Origin of the sequence: Alkalilimnicola ehrlichii, assembly GCF_003399765.1 — a bacterium.
In the GTDB taxonomy this organism is placed as follows: domain Bacteria; phylum Pseudomonadota; class Gammaproteobacteria; order Nitrococcales; family AK92; genus AK92.
This window is the reverse complement of the sequence record NZ_NFZV01000046.1, coordinates 1-15,812: the sequence shown is the minus strand read 5'-3', so window position 1 is coordinate 15,812 and position 15,812 is coordinate 1. Positions and strand designations below refer to the sequence as shown.

The 15,812-nt window shown below is 57.0% G+C and carries 11 protein-coding genes, 1 tRNA gene and 2 pseudogenes; all 14 read left to right on the top strand.

The window, feature by feature from the left end; genetic code table 11:
* A partial coding sequence (locus CAI21_RS21715) for an EF-Tu C-terminal domain-related protein (protein WP_207545791.1) occupies positions 1–94 on the top strand: 94 nt, incomplete at its 5' end.
* 71 nt (positions 95–165) lie between these two features.
* A tRNA-Trp gene (locus CAI21_RS21710) sits at positions 166–241 on the top strand.
* A gap of 66 nt (positions 242–307) precedes the next feature.
* On the top strand, positions 308–688 hold the full coding sequence (gene secE, locus CAI21_RS21705; protein ID WP_116304213.1) for a preprotein translocase subunit SecE: 381 nt from the start codon (positions 308–310) through the stop codon (positions 686–688).
* A 4-nt stretch (positions 689–692) separates the two neighbouring features.
* Positions 693–1,226: a transcription termination/antitermination protein NusG gene (gene nusG / locus CAI21_RS21700; protein ID WP_116304212.1), complete on the top strand. Its 534-nt coding sequence runs from the start codon at positions 693–695 to the stop codon at positions 1,224–1,226.
* A gap of 171 nt (positions 1,227–1,397) precedes the next feature.
* Positions 1,398–1,829, top strand: coding sequence for a 50S ribosomal protein L11 (gene rplK / locus CAI21_RS21695; RefSeq protein WP_116304211.1), 432 nt, complete (start codon positions 1,398–1,400; stop codon positions 1,827–1,829).
* A 3-nt stretch (positions 1,830–1,832) separates the two neighbouring features.
* Positions 1,833–2,528 carry a 50S ribosomal protein L1 gene (gene rplA, locus CAI21_RS21690; RefSeq protein ID WP_116304210.1) on the top strand — a complete coding sequence of 232 codons (696 nt, stop codon included), beginning with the start codon at positions 1,833–1,835 and terminating at the stop codon, positions 2,526–2,528.
* A 271-nt stretch (positions 2,529–2,799) separates the two neighbouring features.
* Positions 2,800–3,321, top strand: a complete 522-nt coding sequence (rplJ, locus tag CAI21_RS21685) for a 50S ribosomal protein L10 (protein ID WP_116304209.1) — start codon at positions 2,800–2,802, stop codon at positions 3,319–3,321.
* 74 nt (positions 3,322–3,395) lie between these two features.
* On the top strand, positions 3,396–3,779 hold the full coding sequence (rplL, locus tag CAI21_RS21680) for a 50S ribosomal protein L7/L12 (protein ID WP_116304208.1): 384 nt from the start codon (positions 3,396–3,398) through the stop codon (positions 3,777–3,779).
* 178 nt (positions 3,780–3,957) lie between these two features.
* Positions 3,958–8,021, top strand: a pseudogene (gene rpoB, locus CAI21_RS21675) (DNA-directed RNA polymerase subunit beta).
* 63 nt (positions 8,022–8,084) lie between these two features.
* Positions 8,085–12,369, top strand: a pseudogene (rpoC, locus tag CAI21_RS21670) (DNA-directed RNA polymerase subunit beta').
* A 251-nt stretch (positions 12,370–12,620) separates the two neighbouring features.
* The gene (gene rpsL / locus CAI21_RS21665) at positions 12,621–12,995 is read left to right on the top strand and encodes a 30S ribosomal protein S12 (RefSeq protein ID WP_116304207.1); all 375 of its coding nucleotides are present in this window, start codon (positions 12,621–12,623) and stop codon (positions 12,993–12,995) included.
* A gap of 45 nt (positions 12,996–13,040) precedes the next feature.
* Entirely contained in the window at positions 13,041–13,511 is a 471-nt protein-coding gene (gene rpsG, locus CAI21_RS21660) for a 30S ribosomal protein S7 (RefSeq protein ID WP_116304206.1), read from the top strand.
* 26 nt (positions 13,512–13,537) lie between these two features.
* Positions 13,538–15,646 carry an elongation factor G gene (fusA, locus tag CAI21_RS21655; RefSeq protein ID WP_116304214.1) on the top strand — a complete coding sequence of 703 codons (2,109 nt, stop codon included), beginning with the start codon at positions 13,538–13,540 and terminating at the stop codon, positions 15,644–15,646.
* A 70-nt stretch (positions 15,647–15,716) separates the two neighbouring features.
* Positions 15,717–15,812, top strand: a 96-nt coding sequence (locus CAI21_RS21650) for a GTP-binding protein (protein WP_220348929.1), incomplete at its 3' end; no start/stop codon positions are given.

Genomic DNA, 15,812 nt, shown 5'->3' with positions numbered 1-15,812 from the left:
TGCGCCGATCGCGATGGAAGACGGCTTGCGCTTCGCGATTCGTGAAGGCGGCCGTACCGTCGGCGCCGGCGTCGTTTCCAAGATTATCGAGTAAGCGGCGTCTGTCGGGGCGGCTGGTGTATGGGGTGAGAAATCCGATACACTGTTCGCCCCGAAAACAAGTTTAGGCCAGTAGCTCAATTGGCAGAGCAGCGGTCTCCAAAACCGCAGGTTGGGGGTTCGAGTCCCTCCTGGCCTGCCATTCAATGGCGGTGACGGGTGTAATGCTCGTCACCGTCGATATTTCGGGATTGCGCACCCTGATCGCATGAATTCCAAACCAGTCGCACAAAAATCGCCCCTAGATACGCCTAAGCTGCTGTTAGCCTTGGCGATTGTGGTCGCAGGCACGGTCGGCTTCTACTACTATGCCGACGAGCTCCTGCTGTTCCGCGTTCTAGGTCTGTTGGCATTCGTTGCAGTTGCTGTTGCGATTGTGATGACTACTGAGCTCGGGCGCTCTATTTGGGGCTTTTTCCGGGAGTCGCGCAACGAGCTGCGACGGGTTGTTTGGCCGACCAAGCAGGAAACCACTCAAACCACGCTAATCGTGCTCGTCATGGTTATGTTGGTTGCGGTTTTTCTATGGCTGCTTGACATACTGCTGCGCTGGGGCGTCGGCGCGTTGATGCGTCTCGGAGGTGGATAGGGATATGGCAAAGCGCTGGTATGTTGTTCATGCCTATTCGGGCTTTGAGAATCAGGTGAAGCGCTCTCTCCAAGAACGGGTGAAACGAGCTGGTATGGAAAGCCAGTTCGGCGAGATCTTGGTTCCGACGGAAGAGGTTGTCGAGATCCGGGAAGGGCAAAAGCGCCGCAGCGAGCGGAAGTTCTTTCCTGGCTACGTGCTGGTTCAGATGGAAATGAACGACGCGACATGGCATTTGGTTCGCGAAGTTCCCCGGGTGATGGGCTTTATCGGCGGTTCGAGCGACCGCCCGGCACCGATTAGTGAGCGCGAAGCGGATGCTATCCTCAACCGCGTTCGGGAAGGTGCGGAGAAGCCGAGGCCGAAAGTTCTATTTGAAGTTGGCGAAGTGGTGCGTGTAACCGAAGGGCCTTTTACGGACTTCAACGGTGTTGTCGAAGAAGTCAACTACGAAAAGAGCCGTTTGCGCGTAGCCGTTCTGATCTTTGGCCGCTCCACGCCGGTTGAGCTTGAGTTTGGCCAGGTGGAAAAAGGTTAAGCCCTTTCGTCAGTAAGGAACTCTTTCGTTATCTCAGGTTCATAGTTTAGATATCGAATTTGCAAGCGCCGCCGTAACGGCGGCGTGATCGTCCCGAAGTCACTGTTTTTGCAGCGGCTAGGTTGATCCAAGGGGAGCCGGAAGGCGTTTGCACCCACTAAGGAGTCTATCATGGCTAAGAAAGTGCAGTCCTATATCAAGCTGCAGGTTCCGGCCGGTCAGGCCAAGCCCAGTCCGCCGGTTGGCCCGGCGTTGGGTCAGCACGGCGTCAATATCATGGAGTTCTGCAAAGCGTTTAACGCTCAGACCCAAGAGATTGAGTCCGGTCTGCCGATCCCGACCGTTATTACCGTATATAACGATCGCAGCTTTACCTTTGTCACCAAGACCCCTCCCGCGGCCGTTCTTCTCAAGAAGGCTGTCGGTATTAAGTCTGGCAGCGGCCGGCCAAATACCGAAAAGGTGGGTACGGTGACGCGCGAGCAGCTGGAAGAGATCGCAAAGACCAAAATGCCTGACTTGAATGCTGCCGATCTCGATTCGGCTGTGCGCTCCATCGCGGGTACTGCACGTAGCATGGGCCTGAACGTGGAGGGTCTGTAAGCCATGGCAAAGCTGACTAAACGGAAACAGGCCATTCGGGCCAAAATTGATCGGGCTAAACAGTATCCGGTAGACGAGGCGTTGTCGCTTCTAAAAGAGCTGTCCTCGGTCAAGTTCTCCGAGTCCATCGACGTAAGCGTCAATCTTGGCGTCGATCCGCGAAAATCGGATCAGGTCGTCCGTGGCTCCACCGTACTGCCCAACGGTACCGGTAAGACGGTACGGGTCGCTGTGTTTGCGCAGGGCGATAATGCTGAAGCCGCTAAAGAAGCGGGTGCCGATGCAGTCGGTTTCGAAGATCTTGCCGAAACCATGAAAGGCGGCGATTTGAATTTCGACGTCGTTATTGCAAGCCCTGATGCGATGGGTGTGGTTGGACGCTTGGGTCCGGTTCTTGGCCCTCGCGGTTTGATGCCTAACCCGAAAGTCGGCACGGTTGCGACCGACGTTGCGGCCGCTGTTCGCAACGCGAAGGCAGGTCAGGTTCGGTACCGTACCGACAAAGGCGGTTTGATCCACGCTAGCATCGGCAAGGTCGATTTCGACGTGAACGCGCTGATCGAAAACTTGCAGGCATTGGTGAGCGATCTGAACAAAATCAAGCCTGCGGCTGCGAAAGGCATCTACCTGAAGAAGGTGACGGTGTCTTCGACTATGGGCCCGGGTTTGGCTGTAGACCTGAGCTCGTTGGGTCTATAAGGGCACACGCCGCCTTGGCGGCGTGTAAACAGAGTCTTGAGGCTGTCTCGGATGACGCGGCAGCCGTCAGAGACCGCTAGGTGCACTTAGTGCTGAAAGGAAGGTGAATCCGACCGCCAGCGCAGACGGTACAGCCCAGACAGGATTTCCTGCATGTGGCGACCGTTGAGGCCCCGGGTGGGGCGGGCGACACAGGTGTGTCGTCACTCAGGCGATAAGGCGCGTTTTCGCTTTGTCGTCGGTCCAACGAAGGTTCCAGGAGGTTTAGAAAATGGGACTTAGTCTGGAACAAAAGAAAGCGATGGTGCAGGAAGTCTCCGCTGTCGCCCAGGAAGCTCATTCCGTAGTTGCTGCGGAGTATCGCGGGCTGACTGCTGGCGAGATGGATAACTTGCGCGTCGTGGCTCGGGAGAAAGGGGTCTACCTGCGGGTAGTGAAAAATACCCTGGCTCGTCGTGCCGTAGAAGGTACGGATTTCGAATGCATGAAAGAAAGCTTTGTGGGGCCGTTGCTTCTCGCTTTCTCGCAGGAGGATCCGGGTTCTGCTGCACGGGTTATCAAGGAATTCTCGAAAGAGAACAAAAATCTGGTCGTGAAGATGGTCTCCATCGGTGGCCAAGTGCTGCCAGCGACCGACCTTGACCGCCTTGCGAGCTTGCCGACCCGCGACGAAGCCTTGAGCATCCTGATGGCGACCATGCGCGCTCCGGTCCAGAAGTTTGTTACCACCCTCAACGAGGTGCCGAGCAAACTGGTACGGACGGTGGCCGCAGTTAAGGACGCTAAGCAGTAAGTTCCTGTCTGTCGCTCTGTTTTGTTGCCCAATAAGGGCGTGGAAATCTCGCGTCAATTTTAGGAGATACGACGATGGCCGTTTCCAAAGACGATATTCTTGAAGCAATTTCCAACATGACGGTGATGGAGGTTGTTGACCTCATCAGCGCCATGGAAGAGAAGTTTGGCGTAACGGCTGCTGCCGCTGTTGCTGCGGCTCCCGCTGCTGCTGCCGGTGGTGAAGCTGGCGGCGCTGCCGAAGAGAAAACTGAGTTTGACGTTATTCTGGCGAGCTTTGGCTCCAATAAGGTTAACGTCATTAAAGCTGTTCGCGGCGTGACCGGCCTGGGTCTGAAAGAAGCGAAAGAATTGGTCGAAGGCGCTCCGGCTCCGATCAAAGAAGGCGCTTCCAAGGAAGAGGCCGAAGAAGTTAAGGCCAAGCTTGAAGAGGCTGGTGCCACCGTCGAGGTCAAGTAAGACTTGTCACGACAGAGGCAACGCCTGTTGCTTGATGGCTGGTGGCGTATTACGCCACCGGCCTTTTCCCGTTTGTGGGAAGTTCAGACTTGCGGGTTTTTTACGATGTGTTGACACCACAACACACGTGCTGAGCTCGGAACTCTGCACTCGGAACTAGATCTGGTGAGGAACCTCGATGGCCTATTCGTTCACCGAAAAGAAGCGCATTCGCAAGGACTTTGGCAAGCTGCCGAAAATCCTCGAAGTCCCTTATCTTCTCGCGACCCAGCTCGAGTCCTATCGCGATTTTCTGCAAGAGGAGCGAGAGGCCGGCAGTCGTGATGATCGGGGCTTGCATGCGGCCTTCAAGTCTGTCTTCCCGATCTCCAGCTACTCCGGCAACGCAAGCCTTGAGTATGTTAGCTACCGCATTGGTGAGCCAGGCTTCGACGTTAAGGAGTGCCAGCTTCGCGGACTGACTTACGCTGCCCCGTTACGGGTGTTGGTGCGTTTGATCCTGCGTGAGAAGGATGCTGCGCAGACGGTGAAAGACATTAAGGAGCAGGAAGTCTACATGGGCGAACTGCCCTTGATGACCCGCAACGGTACCTTTGTGATTAACGGTACCGAGCGCGTTATTGTCTCGCAGCTCCACCGTTCGCCTGGCGTATTTTTCGATCACGACAAGGGTAAAACCCACTCCTCGGGCAAGCTGCTGTTCTCCGCGCGCGTGATCCCCTATCGCGGCTCGTGGCTGGATTTCGAATTCGATCCGAAGGACAGCGTTTTCGTCCGTATCGACCGGCGCCGTAAATTGCCGGCGACCATCCTCCTGCGTGCACTCGGTTACGAGCCGCAGGAGATTCTCGAAATGTTTTTCGAGATGAACACCTTCCGCTTCGAAGGTAACAAAGTCATTCTGGACTTGGTGCCCGAGCGTCTGCGGGGCGAGACCGCAACCTTCGACATCAAGATCGGCGACCAAGTGTTGGTGGAGACCGGACGTCGCGTGACCGCGCGCCACATTCGGGAACTTGATAAAGCCGGCGTGACGGCGTTGGAAGTGCCGGACGAGTACTTGAACGGCAAGATCGTTGCGCACGACTTGGTCGACACCAAAACGGGCGAGTTGATCGCAGAAGCGAATGCCGAACTGACCGATGAAATGGTACAGGCTGTTCGCGATGCGGGTATCGATAAAATCGATACCCTGTATGTCAACGACTTGGACCACGGCCCCTATATTTCCAATACCCTGCGTATCGACCCGACCAAGAGCCAGTTAGAAGCATTGGTTGAGATCTATCGCATGATGCGTCCGGGCGAGCCGCCGACCAAGGATGCCGCGGAAAACCTATTCCAGAACCTGTTCTTTACCGATGAGCGGTACGATCTCTCGCCGGTTGGGCGGATGAAGTTTAATCTTCGCGTTGGTCGCGAAGAGGTAACGGGTTCGGGAACGCTCAGCAACGACGATATCATCGACGTGCTGAAAGAGCTGATTAACATCCGTAACGGTAAGGGTACGGTAGACGACATCGATCACCTGGGTAATCGCCGTATTCGCAGTGTCGGAGAAATGGCGGAAAACGTCTTCCGGGTCGGTCTTGTGCGTGTCGAGCGGGCGGTTCGAGAGCGTCTGACTTTGGCCGAAAGCGAAGGTCTGATGCCACAAGAGCTGATTAACGCCAAGCCGGTTGCCGCGGCGATCAAAGAGTTCTTTGGCTCCAGTCAGCTGTCTCAGTTCATGGACCAAAACAACCCGCTGTCCGAAGTAACGCATAAGCGGCGTATCTCCGCGCTTGGCCCAGGTGGCTTGACGCGTGAGCGGGCCGGGTTCGAAGTGCGTGACGTTCACCCGACTCACTACGGTCGCGTCTGCCCGATTGAAACGCCTGAAGGGCCGAACATCGGCTTGATCAATTCGTTGGCGGTCTATGCGCGGACAAACCGTTACGGTTTCCTTGAAACGCCATACCGGCGAGTCGTCGACGGCAAGGTGACAAACGAGGTTGATTACTTATCGGCCATCGAAGAGGCGCGTTACGTCATCGCACAGGCCAACGCGCATCTTGACGAGGAAGGGCGCTTGGTCGACGACCTTATCTCCGTTCGTCACCAAAACGAATTCGGTATGGCAACGGCCGACAAGATCCAATACATGGATGTGTCGCCGAAGCAAACCGTATCCGTAGCGGCGTCGTTGGTTCCGTTCCTTGAGCACGACGATGCTAACCGCGCGCTGATGGGTTCTAACATGCAACGTCAGGCTGTGCCGACACTGCGTGCAGAGAAGCCGTTGGTAGGCACCGGCATGGAGCGCACGGTCGCGATCGACTCCGGCGTTACGGTTGTGGCGGACCGGGGGGCGTTGTCGATCAAGTCGATGCAGCGCGTATCGTCGTGCGTGTCAACGATGACGAGGCGGAGCCGGGCGAGCCAGGTGTTGATATCTATAATCTCACCAAGTACACCCGTTCTAATCAGAATACTTGCCAGAATCAGAAGCCACTGGTTAAGCCGGGCGATGTGATTGCACGCGGTGACGCGTTGGCCGATGGGCCGAGCACGGACATGGGCGAGCTGGCGCTTGGTCAGAATATGCTCGTCGCCTTTATGCCGTGGAACGGTTACAACTTCGAGGACTCGATTCTAATCTCCGAGCGCGTGGTTAAGGAGGATCGCTACACCACGATCCACATTGAAGAACTGACCTGTGTTGCGCGCGATACGAAATTGGGTCCGGAAGAGATCACCGCGGATATCCCGAACGTCGGCGAAGGTGCGCTGTCTAAACTCGATGAGTCCGGCATTGTGTATATCGGGGCAGAGGTGAAGACAGGCGACATTTTAGTCGGCAAGGTCACCCCGAAAGGCGAAACCCAGTTGACGCCCGAAGAGAAGCTGCTGCGTGCCATCTTCGGTGAAAAAGCGTCGGATGTGAAAGATACCTCGCTGCGGGTACCTTCCGGCATGGACGGCACCGTCATCGACGTGCAGGTGTTCACCCGTGACGGGGTGGAGAAGGACGAACGTGCCTTGTCCATCGAACGGGATCAGCTGGTTAGCGTTCGTAAAGACCTGAACGATCAATACCGGATCTTCGAAGACGATGCGTATGCCCGTTTGGAGCGGATGCTGGTCGGTCAGATTGCAGACGGTGGACCTAGGCTTAAGGCAGGTAGTGAGGTGACTCAGGACTATCTGAGCGAGTTGCCGCGCGACCGTTGGTTCGAGATCCGGATGCATGACGATGAGATCAACGCTCAACTCGAGCGCGTGCAAGCTCAGCTTAAGGCGCAACGGGAAGCGTTTGACCGTCGTTACGAAGAGAAGAAGGCCAAGATCACTGCGGGCGACGACTTGGCACCCGGCGTGCTGAAAATGGTCAAGGTCTATCTGGCCGTTAAGCGGCGGATTCAGCCAGGCGATAAGATGGCCGGCCGTCACGGTAACAAAGGTGTGATCTCCATGATCGTGCCGGAGGAAGATATGCCGTTCACCGAAGACGGCGAACCGGTCGATATCGTCCTGAACCCGTTGGGTGTGCCGTCTCGTATGAATATCGGCCAAGTCCTCGAAACGCACTTGGGCTGGGCTGCCAAAGGCCTGGGCCGTAAGCTTGGCCGGATGTTGGAAGCTAAAGCCGCTATGCAAGACCTGCGGGGCTTCCTAGCCGAGATCTACAACGCCAGCGGTACCAAGGAAGATCTCGATTCGTTGAGCGACGAGGAAGTTGTTGCCTTGGTAAACAACCTCCGTGGCGGCGTACCTATGGCCACGCCGGTATTCGACGGTGCGGACGAGGCAGAGATCAAACGCATGTTGGCGCTGGCGGACTTGTCCGATACCGGACAGACCACGCTGTATGACGGCCGTACCGGCGATGCATTCGATCGTCCGGTAACGATCGGTTACATGTACATGCTTAAGCTCAACCACCTGGTGGACGACAAAGTTCACGCCCGTTCTACCGGCCCGTACAGCTTGGTTACCCAGCAGCCGCTGGGTGGTAAAGCGCAGTTCGGCGGCCAGCGGTTCGGCGAGATGGAGGTTTGGGCGCTGGAAGCGTACGGCGCTTCCTACACGCTGCAGGAAATGCTGACCGTGAAGTCGGACGATGTGGTTGGTCGGACGCAGATGTACAAAAACATCGTCGACGGCAATCACCAGATGAAGGCCGGCATGCCCGAGTCCTTCAACGTCCTGGTCAAGGAAATTCGATCGCTCGGTATCAACATTGAGCTTGAGCAGGACTGATCAGGTATCGGCATTACTTAGCGGTTATATGATTTACCCAACAAAGTTGGACGGGCAGCGGATATGAGAGACCTACTTAATCTGTTCAAGCAGCCGGGAGCGCAGCTTGACGATTTCGACGCCATCCGTATCGGTCTGGCGTCGCCGGAGATGATTCGGTCCTGGTCGTATGGTGAGGTTAAGAAACCGGAAACGATCAACTACCGTACTTTTAAACCGGAGCGCGACGGGCTCTTTTGTGCCAAGATTTTCGGCCCGGTGAAGGACTATGAATGTCTGTGCGGGAAGTACAAGAGGCTTAAGCACCGCGGCGTCGTCTGCGAAAAATGCGGTGTCGAGGTGACGCTGGCAAAAGTGCGTCGCGAGCGGATGGGGCATATCGATCTTGCCAGCCCGGTAGCCCATATTTGGTTTCTGAAATCGCTGCCGAGCCGGATCGGCTTATTGCTCGATATGACGCTGCGCGATATCGAGCGGATCTTGTACTTCGAAGCTTTTGTGGTGATCGATCCCGGCATGACCCCGATGGAACGGGGGCAGTTGCTGACCGATGAGCAATATCTCGATGCCGTGGAGCAGTACGGCGACGAGTTCGACGCGCGCATGGGTGCCGAAGCTGTTTTCGAATTGCTCATTAGCGTTGATCTCGAGGACGAAGCGCGCACGTTGCGCGAAGAGGTCGGCGCGACTAATTCGGAAACCAAGATCAAGCGGCTGTCCAAGCGGCTGAAGCTGATCGAGTCGTTCCTTGAGTCGGGCAATAAACCCGAGTGGATGATCCTCACGGTATTGCCTGTGTTGCCGCCGGACCTGCGCCCGTTGGTCCCGCTGGATGGCGGTCGTTTCGCGACTTCCGATCTTAACGATCTGTATCGCCGCGTCATCAATCGGAACAACCGCCTGAAACGGCTGCTGGAACTTGCCGCGCCGGACATTATCGTCCGTAACGAAAAACGGATGTTGCAGGAGTCCGTCGACGCACTGTTAGACAACGGCCGTCGCGGTCGCGCTATTACCGGAACGAACAAGCGGCCGTTGAAGTCCTTGGCGGACATGATCAAGGGTAAGCAGGGGCGCTTCCGGCAGAATCTACTCGGTAAGCGTGTCGATTATTCCGGTCGTTCGGTAATCGTGGTCGGTCCCACGTTGAAACTGCATCAATGCGGTCTGCCCAAGCGCATGGCGCTCGAGCTGTTCAAACCGTTCATTTTCTCCAAGCTGCAATTGCGCGGTTTGGCGACCACCATTAAAGCAGCCAAGAAAATGGTCGAGCGCGAGAGCGCCGAGGTGTGGGATATCCTCGAAGAGGTGATCCGCGAGCACCCGGTGCTGCTTAACCGCGCACCGACCTTGCACCGTTTGGGTATTCAGGCCTTTGAGCCGGTGCTGATCGAAGGTAAAGCTATTCAGCTGCACCCGCTCGTTTGTACCGCGTTCAACGCCGACTTCGACGGCGACCAGATGGCGGTGCATGTACCGTTATCGCTCGAAGCACAGCTCGAAGCGCGTGCTTTGATGATGTCGACGAACAACATCCTGTCGCCCGCGAGTGGCGAGCCGATTATTGTTCCGTCGCAGGACGTTGTCTTGGGCCTCTATTACATCGACCGCGAGCGGTTGGGGCTAAAGGCGCGGGGATGCGTTTCTCCGACATTGAGGAAGTGCATCGCGCCTACGAAAGCAAGCAGCTCGATCTGCAGGCGCAGATCGAAGTTCGCCTGCGCGAGGCAGCGTACAACGACGAAGGCGAGATGGTTGTGCAGTTCCGGCGGGTGACAACCACCGCCGGTCGAGCGTTGCTGTACGACATCGTACCTGACGGCCTGCCGTTCGAGTTGGTTAATCGCGATATGACCAAAAAGCGATCTCCGGCTTGATCAACGCCTGCTACCGTCGGGTTGGTTTGAAAGAAACCGTCATCTTCGCCGACCAGTTGATGTACACCGGCTTTCGCTTGTCCACCCGGGCGGCTGTTTCGATCGGGGTTAACGACATGGTCGTCCCAGACGAGAAGGAAGAGATTCTCGCTCGGGCCGAGGCCGAAGTTAAGGATATCGAGGATCAGTACGCCTCCGGCTTGGTCACCAACGGCGAGCGCTACAACAAAGTGGTGGATATTTGGTCGCACACCAACGATCAAGTCTCCAAGGCTATGATGGACAAGCTCGGCAAAGAGAAGGCCGTTGACGTTGATGGCAATGAAACCGAGCAGAAATCCTTTAACTCGATCTTTATGATGGCCGACTCGGGGGCGCGTGGTTCCGCCGCGCAGATCCGGCAGTTGGCCGGGATGCGCGGCCTGATGGCGAAGCCAGACGGTTCGATCATCGAGACGCCGATTACCGCGAACTTCCGCGAGGGTTTGAACGTACTCCAGTACTTTATCTCCACTCACGGTGCTCGTAAGGGTCTTGCTGACACTGCATTGAAGACCGCCAACTCCGGTTATCTGACCCGGCGTTTGGTTGACGTGTCGCAGGATCTGGTAGTCGTTGAGCGCGATTGCGGCACACGGGAAGGCTTGTTAATGACCCCGCTGATCGAAGGTGGGGACGTAGTCGAGCCGCTTCGGGAGCGTGTGCTCGGCCGTGTCGTTGCGCGCGACGTGCTGAAACCGGGTAGTCGGGAAACTGCGGTTCCCGCAGGTACCCTGTTGGACGAGGACTGGGTTGATAACCTCGAACAGATGGGTATCGACGAGGTCTGGGTTCGCTCGGCGATCACCTGCGAGACGCGCCACGGTGTTTGCTCCATGTGCTATGGCCGCGATTTGGCGCGGGGGCATTTGGTCAACATCGGCGAGGCGGTCGGCGTTATCGCGGCGCAATCCATCGGTGAGCCCGGTACCCAGTTGACCATGCGGACCTTCCACATTGGTGGTGCCGCATCCCGTGCCGTGTCCATCAGCAACGTTCAAATCAAGGCGGCCGGCACGGTTCGGCTTCACAACATGAAAGTCGTGAAGCACGCCAGCGGCAACCTGGTTGCGGTCTCTCGTTCTGGCGAGCTGACCGTCATGGACGACCACGGGCGTGAGCGTGAGCGTTATAAGATCCCTTATGGCGCAACGATTACGGTAGAGGAAGGTGCGGCTGTCGGTGCCGGCGAGATCGTCGCCACCTGGGATCCGCATACCCACCCGATTATCACTGAGGTGAAGGGCCGTCTGAAGTTCTCCGACTTCGTCGAGGGCGTTACCGTCCAGCGGCAAGTCGACGAGATGACCGGTTTGACCTCTATGGTTATCACCGATCCGAAGACCCGCGGGGCTGGCGAGATTCGGCGCACCGTCACGACACAGGACGGCAAGCAGATCGAAGAGCGTGTTGCCTACAAAGACCTGCGACCGATGGTTCGTTTGGTCGCCGAAGACGGCAGCGACTTGTGTATTGCCGGCACCGATATCCCGGCGCATTACTTCCTTCCTGCCGGTGCGATCGTCGGCGTGCTGGATAATGCGGAAGTGGATGTGGGCGACGTGGTTGCCCGTATTCCGCAGGAGTCTTCCAAGACTCGCGATATCACCGGCGGTCTGCCCCGGGTTGCCGACTTGTTTGAAGCCCGGAAGCCGAAAGAGCCGGCGATTCTTGCGGAAATTTCCGGAACGGTCGGGTTCGGTAAGGACACCAAAGGTAAGCAGCGCTTAGTAATTACGCCTAAAGAAGGCGACCCGTACGAAGAGCTGATTCCTAAATGGCGCCATGTCACCGTCTTCGAGGGCGAGCACGTCGAAAAGGGAGAAGTTATCTGCGACGGCGAACCCAATCCGCATGACATCCTCCGTCTGCTTGGCGTCTCGGCGCTCGCCGGTTACCTGGTCAAGGAGATTCAGGATGTCTATCGCTTGCAGGGCGTGAAGATCAACGACAAGCACATCGAGGTTATTAACCGGCAGATGTTGCGTAAGGTCGAGATTAAAGACGCGGGCGATACGCGCCTGATCAAGGGTGAGCAGGTCGACAGGGCTAAGGTTCTCGAGGAGAACGAAGTGGCCCTGGCACAGGATAAAGAGCTGGCGATATACGAGCCGGTGTTGCTCGGTATCACGAAAGCGTCTTTGGCTACGGAGTCGTTTATTTCTGCGGCCTCTTTCCAGGAAACTACCCGGGTGCTTACAGAGGCAGCAACCAAGGGTATGCGCGACGAATTGCGTGGCCTGAAAGAGAACGTCATCGTCGGTCGACTGATCCCGGCTGGTACCGGTTATGCGTACCACGAGGAGCGGCGACGGACTCGCAAGGAGCCGACAGAAGTGGCGGAGGCGCCGTTGGCTGCGTCAGTGGCGGCCGGGGGCTCCGATACGCCGAGTTCTTCGGAAGAGGCGGCAACGCCTGGTAGCGACGAATAATCGTCCTCTGAGCGCCGCAGAGCGGCCCAGAGGGCGATGTTAAGGGACGGGGGAGGTGCCGACCGGTTGTTTTAACGCGCCGGCAGCATTTCCGCCCTGCCCAAAAAGGGAATCTGGCGGGTCAACCGAAATAAATTGGCTAGTTTCAGCCCCTTGGTTGACACGTCTAGAGTGTCTATCTACAATTGCGCACCTTCGACAGGCCGGGGGACCGGCCTGTCGTTCGTTTTCAGCTTGGAGTGAGCGTCTGTATGGCTACGATCAACCAGCTGGTCCGCAAAGGCCGTGCTCGGAAATTGGAAAAGAGCAACGTACCCGCGCTAGAGGCCAGCCCGCAGAAACGCGGTGTTTGTACCCGTGTGTACACCACAACCCCGAAGAAGCCGAACTCGGCCCTTCGTAAGGTAGCGCGTGTGCGGCTGACCAATGGCTACGAGGTCACGTCCTACATCGGCGGTGAAGGCCATAACCTCCAAGAGCACTCGGTGGTTCTGATTCGTGGTGGCCGTGTTAAGGATTTGCCGGGTGTGCGTTATCACACCGTGCGCGGCGCCCTTGATACCGCGGGTGTCGATAAGCGTCGGCAGGCCCGCTCGAAGTATGGTGCTAAGCGGCCTAAAGGCTAATTAGCTTACGAGTGCGTTAGTGAATACCTAATTCGGGAAAAGGCCATGCCGAGAAGAAGAGAAGTTCCCAAGCGTAAAGCACTGCCGGATCCGAAGTTCGGCAGTGAAATGCTTACAAAGTTTATGAATATGGTGATGCTTGACGGCAAGAAGTCTGTCGCTGAGCGCATCATCTATGGCGCCTTGAATCAAATCGCCGAGAAAAAAGACGGCGAGCCGCTGGAAGTGCTGGAGACGGCGCTCGAGAACGTGCGGCCTGTGGTCGAGGTGAAGTCCCGTCGAGTTGGCGGCGCCACTTATCAGGTTCCTGTTGAAGTGCGCCCCGAGCGTCGTACCACGCTGGCAATGCGTTGGGTGCTGGACGCGGCTCGAAAGCGTAGCGAAACCACCATGGCTTTACGCTTGGCCGGTGAGCTGCAGGACGCGGCGGAAGGTCGTGGCGGGGCGGTGAAGAAGCGTGAAGATACGCACCGCATGGCGGAGGCCAACAAAGCCTTCTCGCATTATCGCTGGTAAGAGAAACTGTTTCGGGGTATTTGATCGTGGCACGCAAGACACCCATTGAGCGCTATCGGAATCTCGGCATCATGGCGCACATCGATGCTGGCAAGACGACGACAACGGAGCGCATCCTGTTCTACACCGGTGTGTCTCACAAAATCGGTGAGGTGCATGACGGTGCCGCGACGATGGACTGGATGGCGCAAGAGCAGGAGCGGGGTATTACTATTACCTCGGCAGCAACTACCTGCTTCTGGTCCGGTATGGATAAGCAGTATCCGGAGCATCGTATCAACATCATCGATACCCCGGGACACGTTGACTTTACCATTGAAGTAGAGCGTTCGCTGCGCGTTCTCGATGGTGCGGTCGCTGTGTTCTGCGCCGTAGGCGGTGTCGAGCCGCAATCGGAAACGGTTTGGCGGCAAGCGAACAAGTACGAAGTGCCGCGTATGGCCTTTGTTAACAAAATGGACCGCGCGGGCGCAGATTTCTTCCGGGTCGTCGAGCAAATTAAAACGCGGCTTGGTGCGACGCCGGTGCCTATTCAGGTCCCGATCGGTGCCGAAGAGGACTTCCTGGGTGTGGTCGATCTGATCCGCATGCAGGCGATTTACTGGGACGAAGACAGTCAGGGCATGACCTACGAGCAGAAGGATATTCCTTCTGAGCTGCAGGCGACCTGCGACGAGTGGCGTGAGCAAATGCTTGAGGCCGCCGCCGAAGCTAGCGAAGAGCTGATGGAGAAGTACCTCGAGCAGGGCGACTTGACGGCGGATGAGATCAAGGCGGGTCTTCGTGCGCGGACGTTGGCTAACGAGATCGTGCCGGCGATGTGCGGCAGCGCGTTCAAGAATAAAGGCGTGCAAGCGATGCTCGATAGCGTCATCGAGTTTATGCCCTCGCCTGTGGATGTGCCGGCGATTCAAGGTGTCCTTGACGACGCCGCCGAGACGGTTGCGGAGCGCCGTGCTAGCGACGATGAGCCGTTCGCGGCCCTCGCGTTCAAGATCGCAACCGACCCGTTTGTTGGTACTCTGACCTTCTTCCGCGTTTACTCGGGAGTGGTTAATTCCGGCGACGCTGTCTTCAATCCGGTTAAAGGGAAAAAAGAGCGGTTGGGTCGTGTCGTGCAGATGCACGCCAACTCGCGGGAAGAGATCAAAGAAGTCCGGGCCGGCGACATCGCCGCTGGCGTAGGGCTGAAGGATGTCACCACGGGCGATACGATTTGTGATCCTAACCACAAGATCACCCTGGAGCGGATGGAATTCCCTGAGCCTGTTATCGCTGTGGCAGTAGAGCCGAAGACGAAAGGCGATCAGGAGAAAATGGGTGTTGCCCTCGGTAAGTTGGCCCAGGAGGATCCGTCCTTCCGCGTGCGTACCGATGAGGAGTCCGGGCAGACCATTATCTCCGGTATGGGTGAGCTTCACCTCGACATCATCGTCGACCGCTTGAAGCGGGAATTCAAGGTCGAGGCGAATGTTGGCCAGCCGCAGGTTGCTTATCGCGAAACGATTCGCAGCTCGGTCGAGCAAGAAGGTAAGTTCGTTCGGCAGTCGGGTGGCCGTGGTCAGTTCGGTCACGTCTGGATCAAGATGGAGCCGCAAGAGCGCGGTGAAGGATACACCTTCGAGAACAAGATCGTTGGCGGCGTGATTCCGAAGGAATACATCCCGTCAGTCGATAAAGGGATTCAGGAGCAAATGGATAACGGCGTACTGGCCGGGTTCCCGGTTGTTGATCTTAAGGTCACGCTGTACGACGGCTCCTACCATGATGTCGACTCCTCCGAGATGGCATTTAAGATCGCGGGCTCCATGGCCTTCAAGGAAGGCTTCATGAAGTGCAATCCGGTGCTGCTCGAACCAATGATGAAGGTCGAAGTGGTTACCCCGGAAGAGTACATGGGTGATGTCATGGGTGACCTGAATCGCCGTCGCGGCATCGTCCAGGGTATGGACGAATCGCCGACCGGCAAGATTGTGCGGGCGCTGGTGCCGATGAAAGAAATGTTCGGCTATGCCACCGATTTGCGTTCCGCGACCCAGGGCCGTGCTTCGTACGTAATGCAGTTCTCTGAATACGCCGAAGCACCGGCCAGTGTGGCCGAAGAGGTCATCAAAAAGCCTCCTGAGGTAACGTGACGTCGTCGATGCGGCAGCGTCGATCAACCAAATTGCCTAGAGCAACGAGTTTTGAAGAAAGAGGTGCACCGTGTCCAAGGAAAAGTTTGAGCGTACGAAGCCGCATGTGAACGTAGGGACCATTGGTCACGTTGACCATGGTAAGACGACGCTGACGGCGGCTTTG

Excerpts from the sequence above, each read along its gene's own strand:
- rpsG (WP_116304206.1), top strand. The coding sequence starts at position 13,041 with ATGCCGAGAAGAAGAGAAGTTCCCAAGCGTAAAGCACTGCCGGATCCG.
- nusG (WP_116304212.1), top strand. The coding sequence starts at position 693 with ATGGCAAAGCGCTGGTATGTTGTTCATGCCTATTCGGGCTTTGAGAAT.
- rplL (WP_116304208.1), top strand. The coding sequence starts at position 3,396 with ATGGCCGTTTCCAAAGACGATATTCTTGAAGCAATTTCCAACATGACG.
- rplK (WP_116304211.1), top strand. The coding sequence starts at position 1,398 with ATGGCTAAGAAAGTGCAGTCCTATATCAAGCTGCAGGTTCCGGCCGGT.
- secE (WP_116304213.1), top strand. The coding sequence starts at position 308 with ATGAATTCCAAACCAGTCGCACAAAAATCGCCCCTAGATACGCCTAAG.
- rpsL (WP_116304207.1), top strand. The coding sequence starts at position 12,621 with ATGGCTACGATCAACCAGCTGGTCCGCAAAGGCCGTGCTCGGAAATTG.
- rplJ (WP_116304209.1), top strand. The coding sequence starts at position 2,800 with ATGGGACTTAGTCTGGAACAAAAGAAAGCGATGGTGCAGGAAGTCTCC.
- rplA (WP_116304210.1), top strand. The coding sequence starts at position 1,833 with ATGGCAAAGCTGACTAAACGGAAACAGGCCATTCGGGCCAAAATTGAT.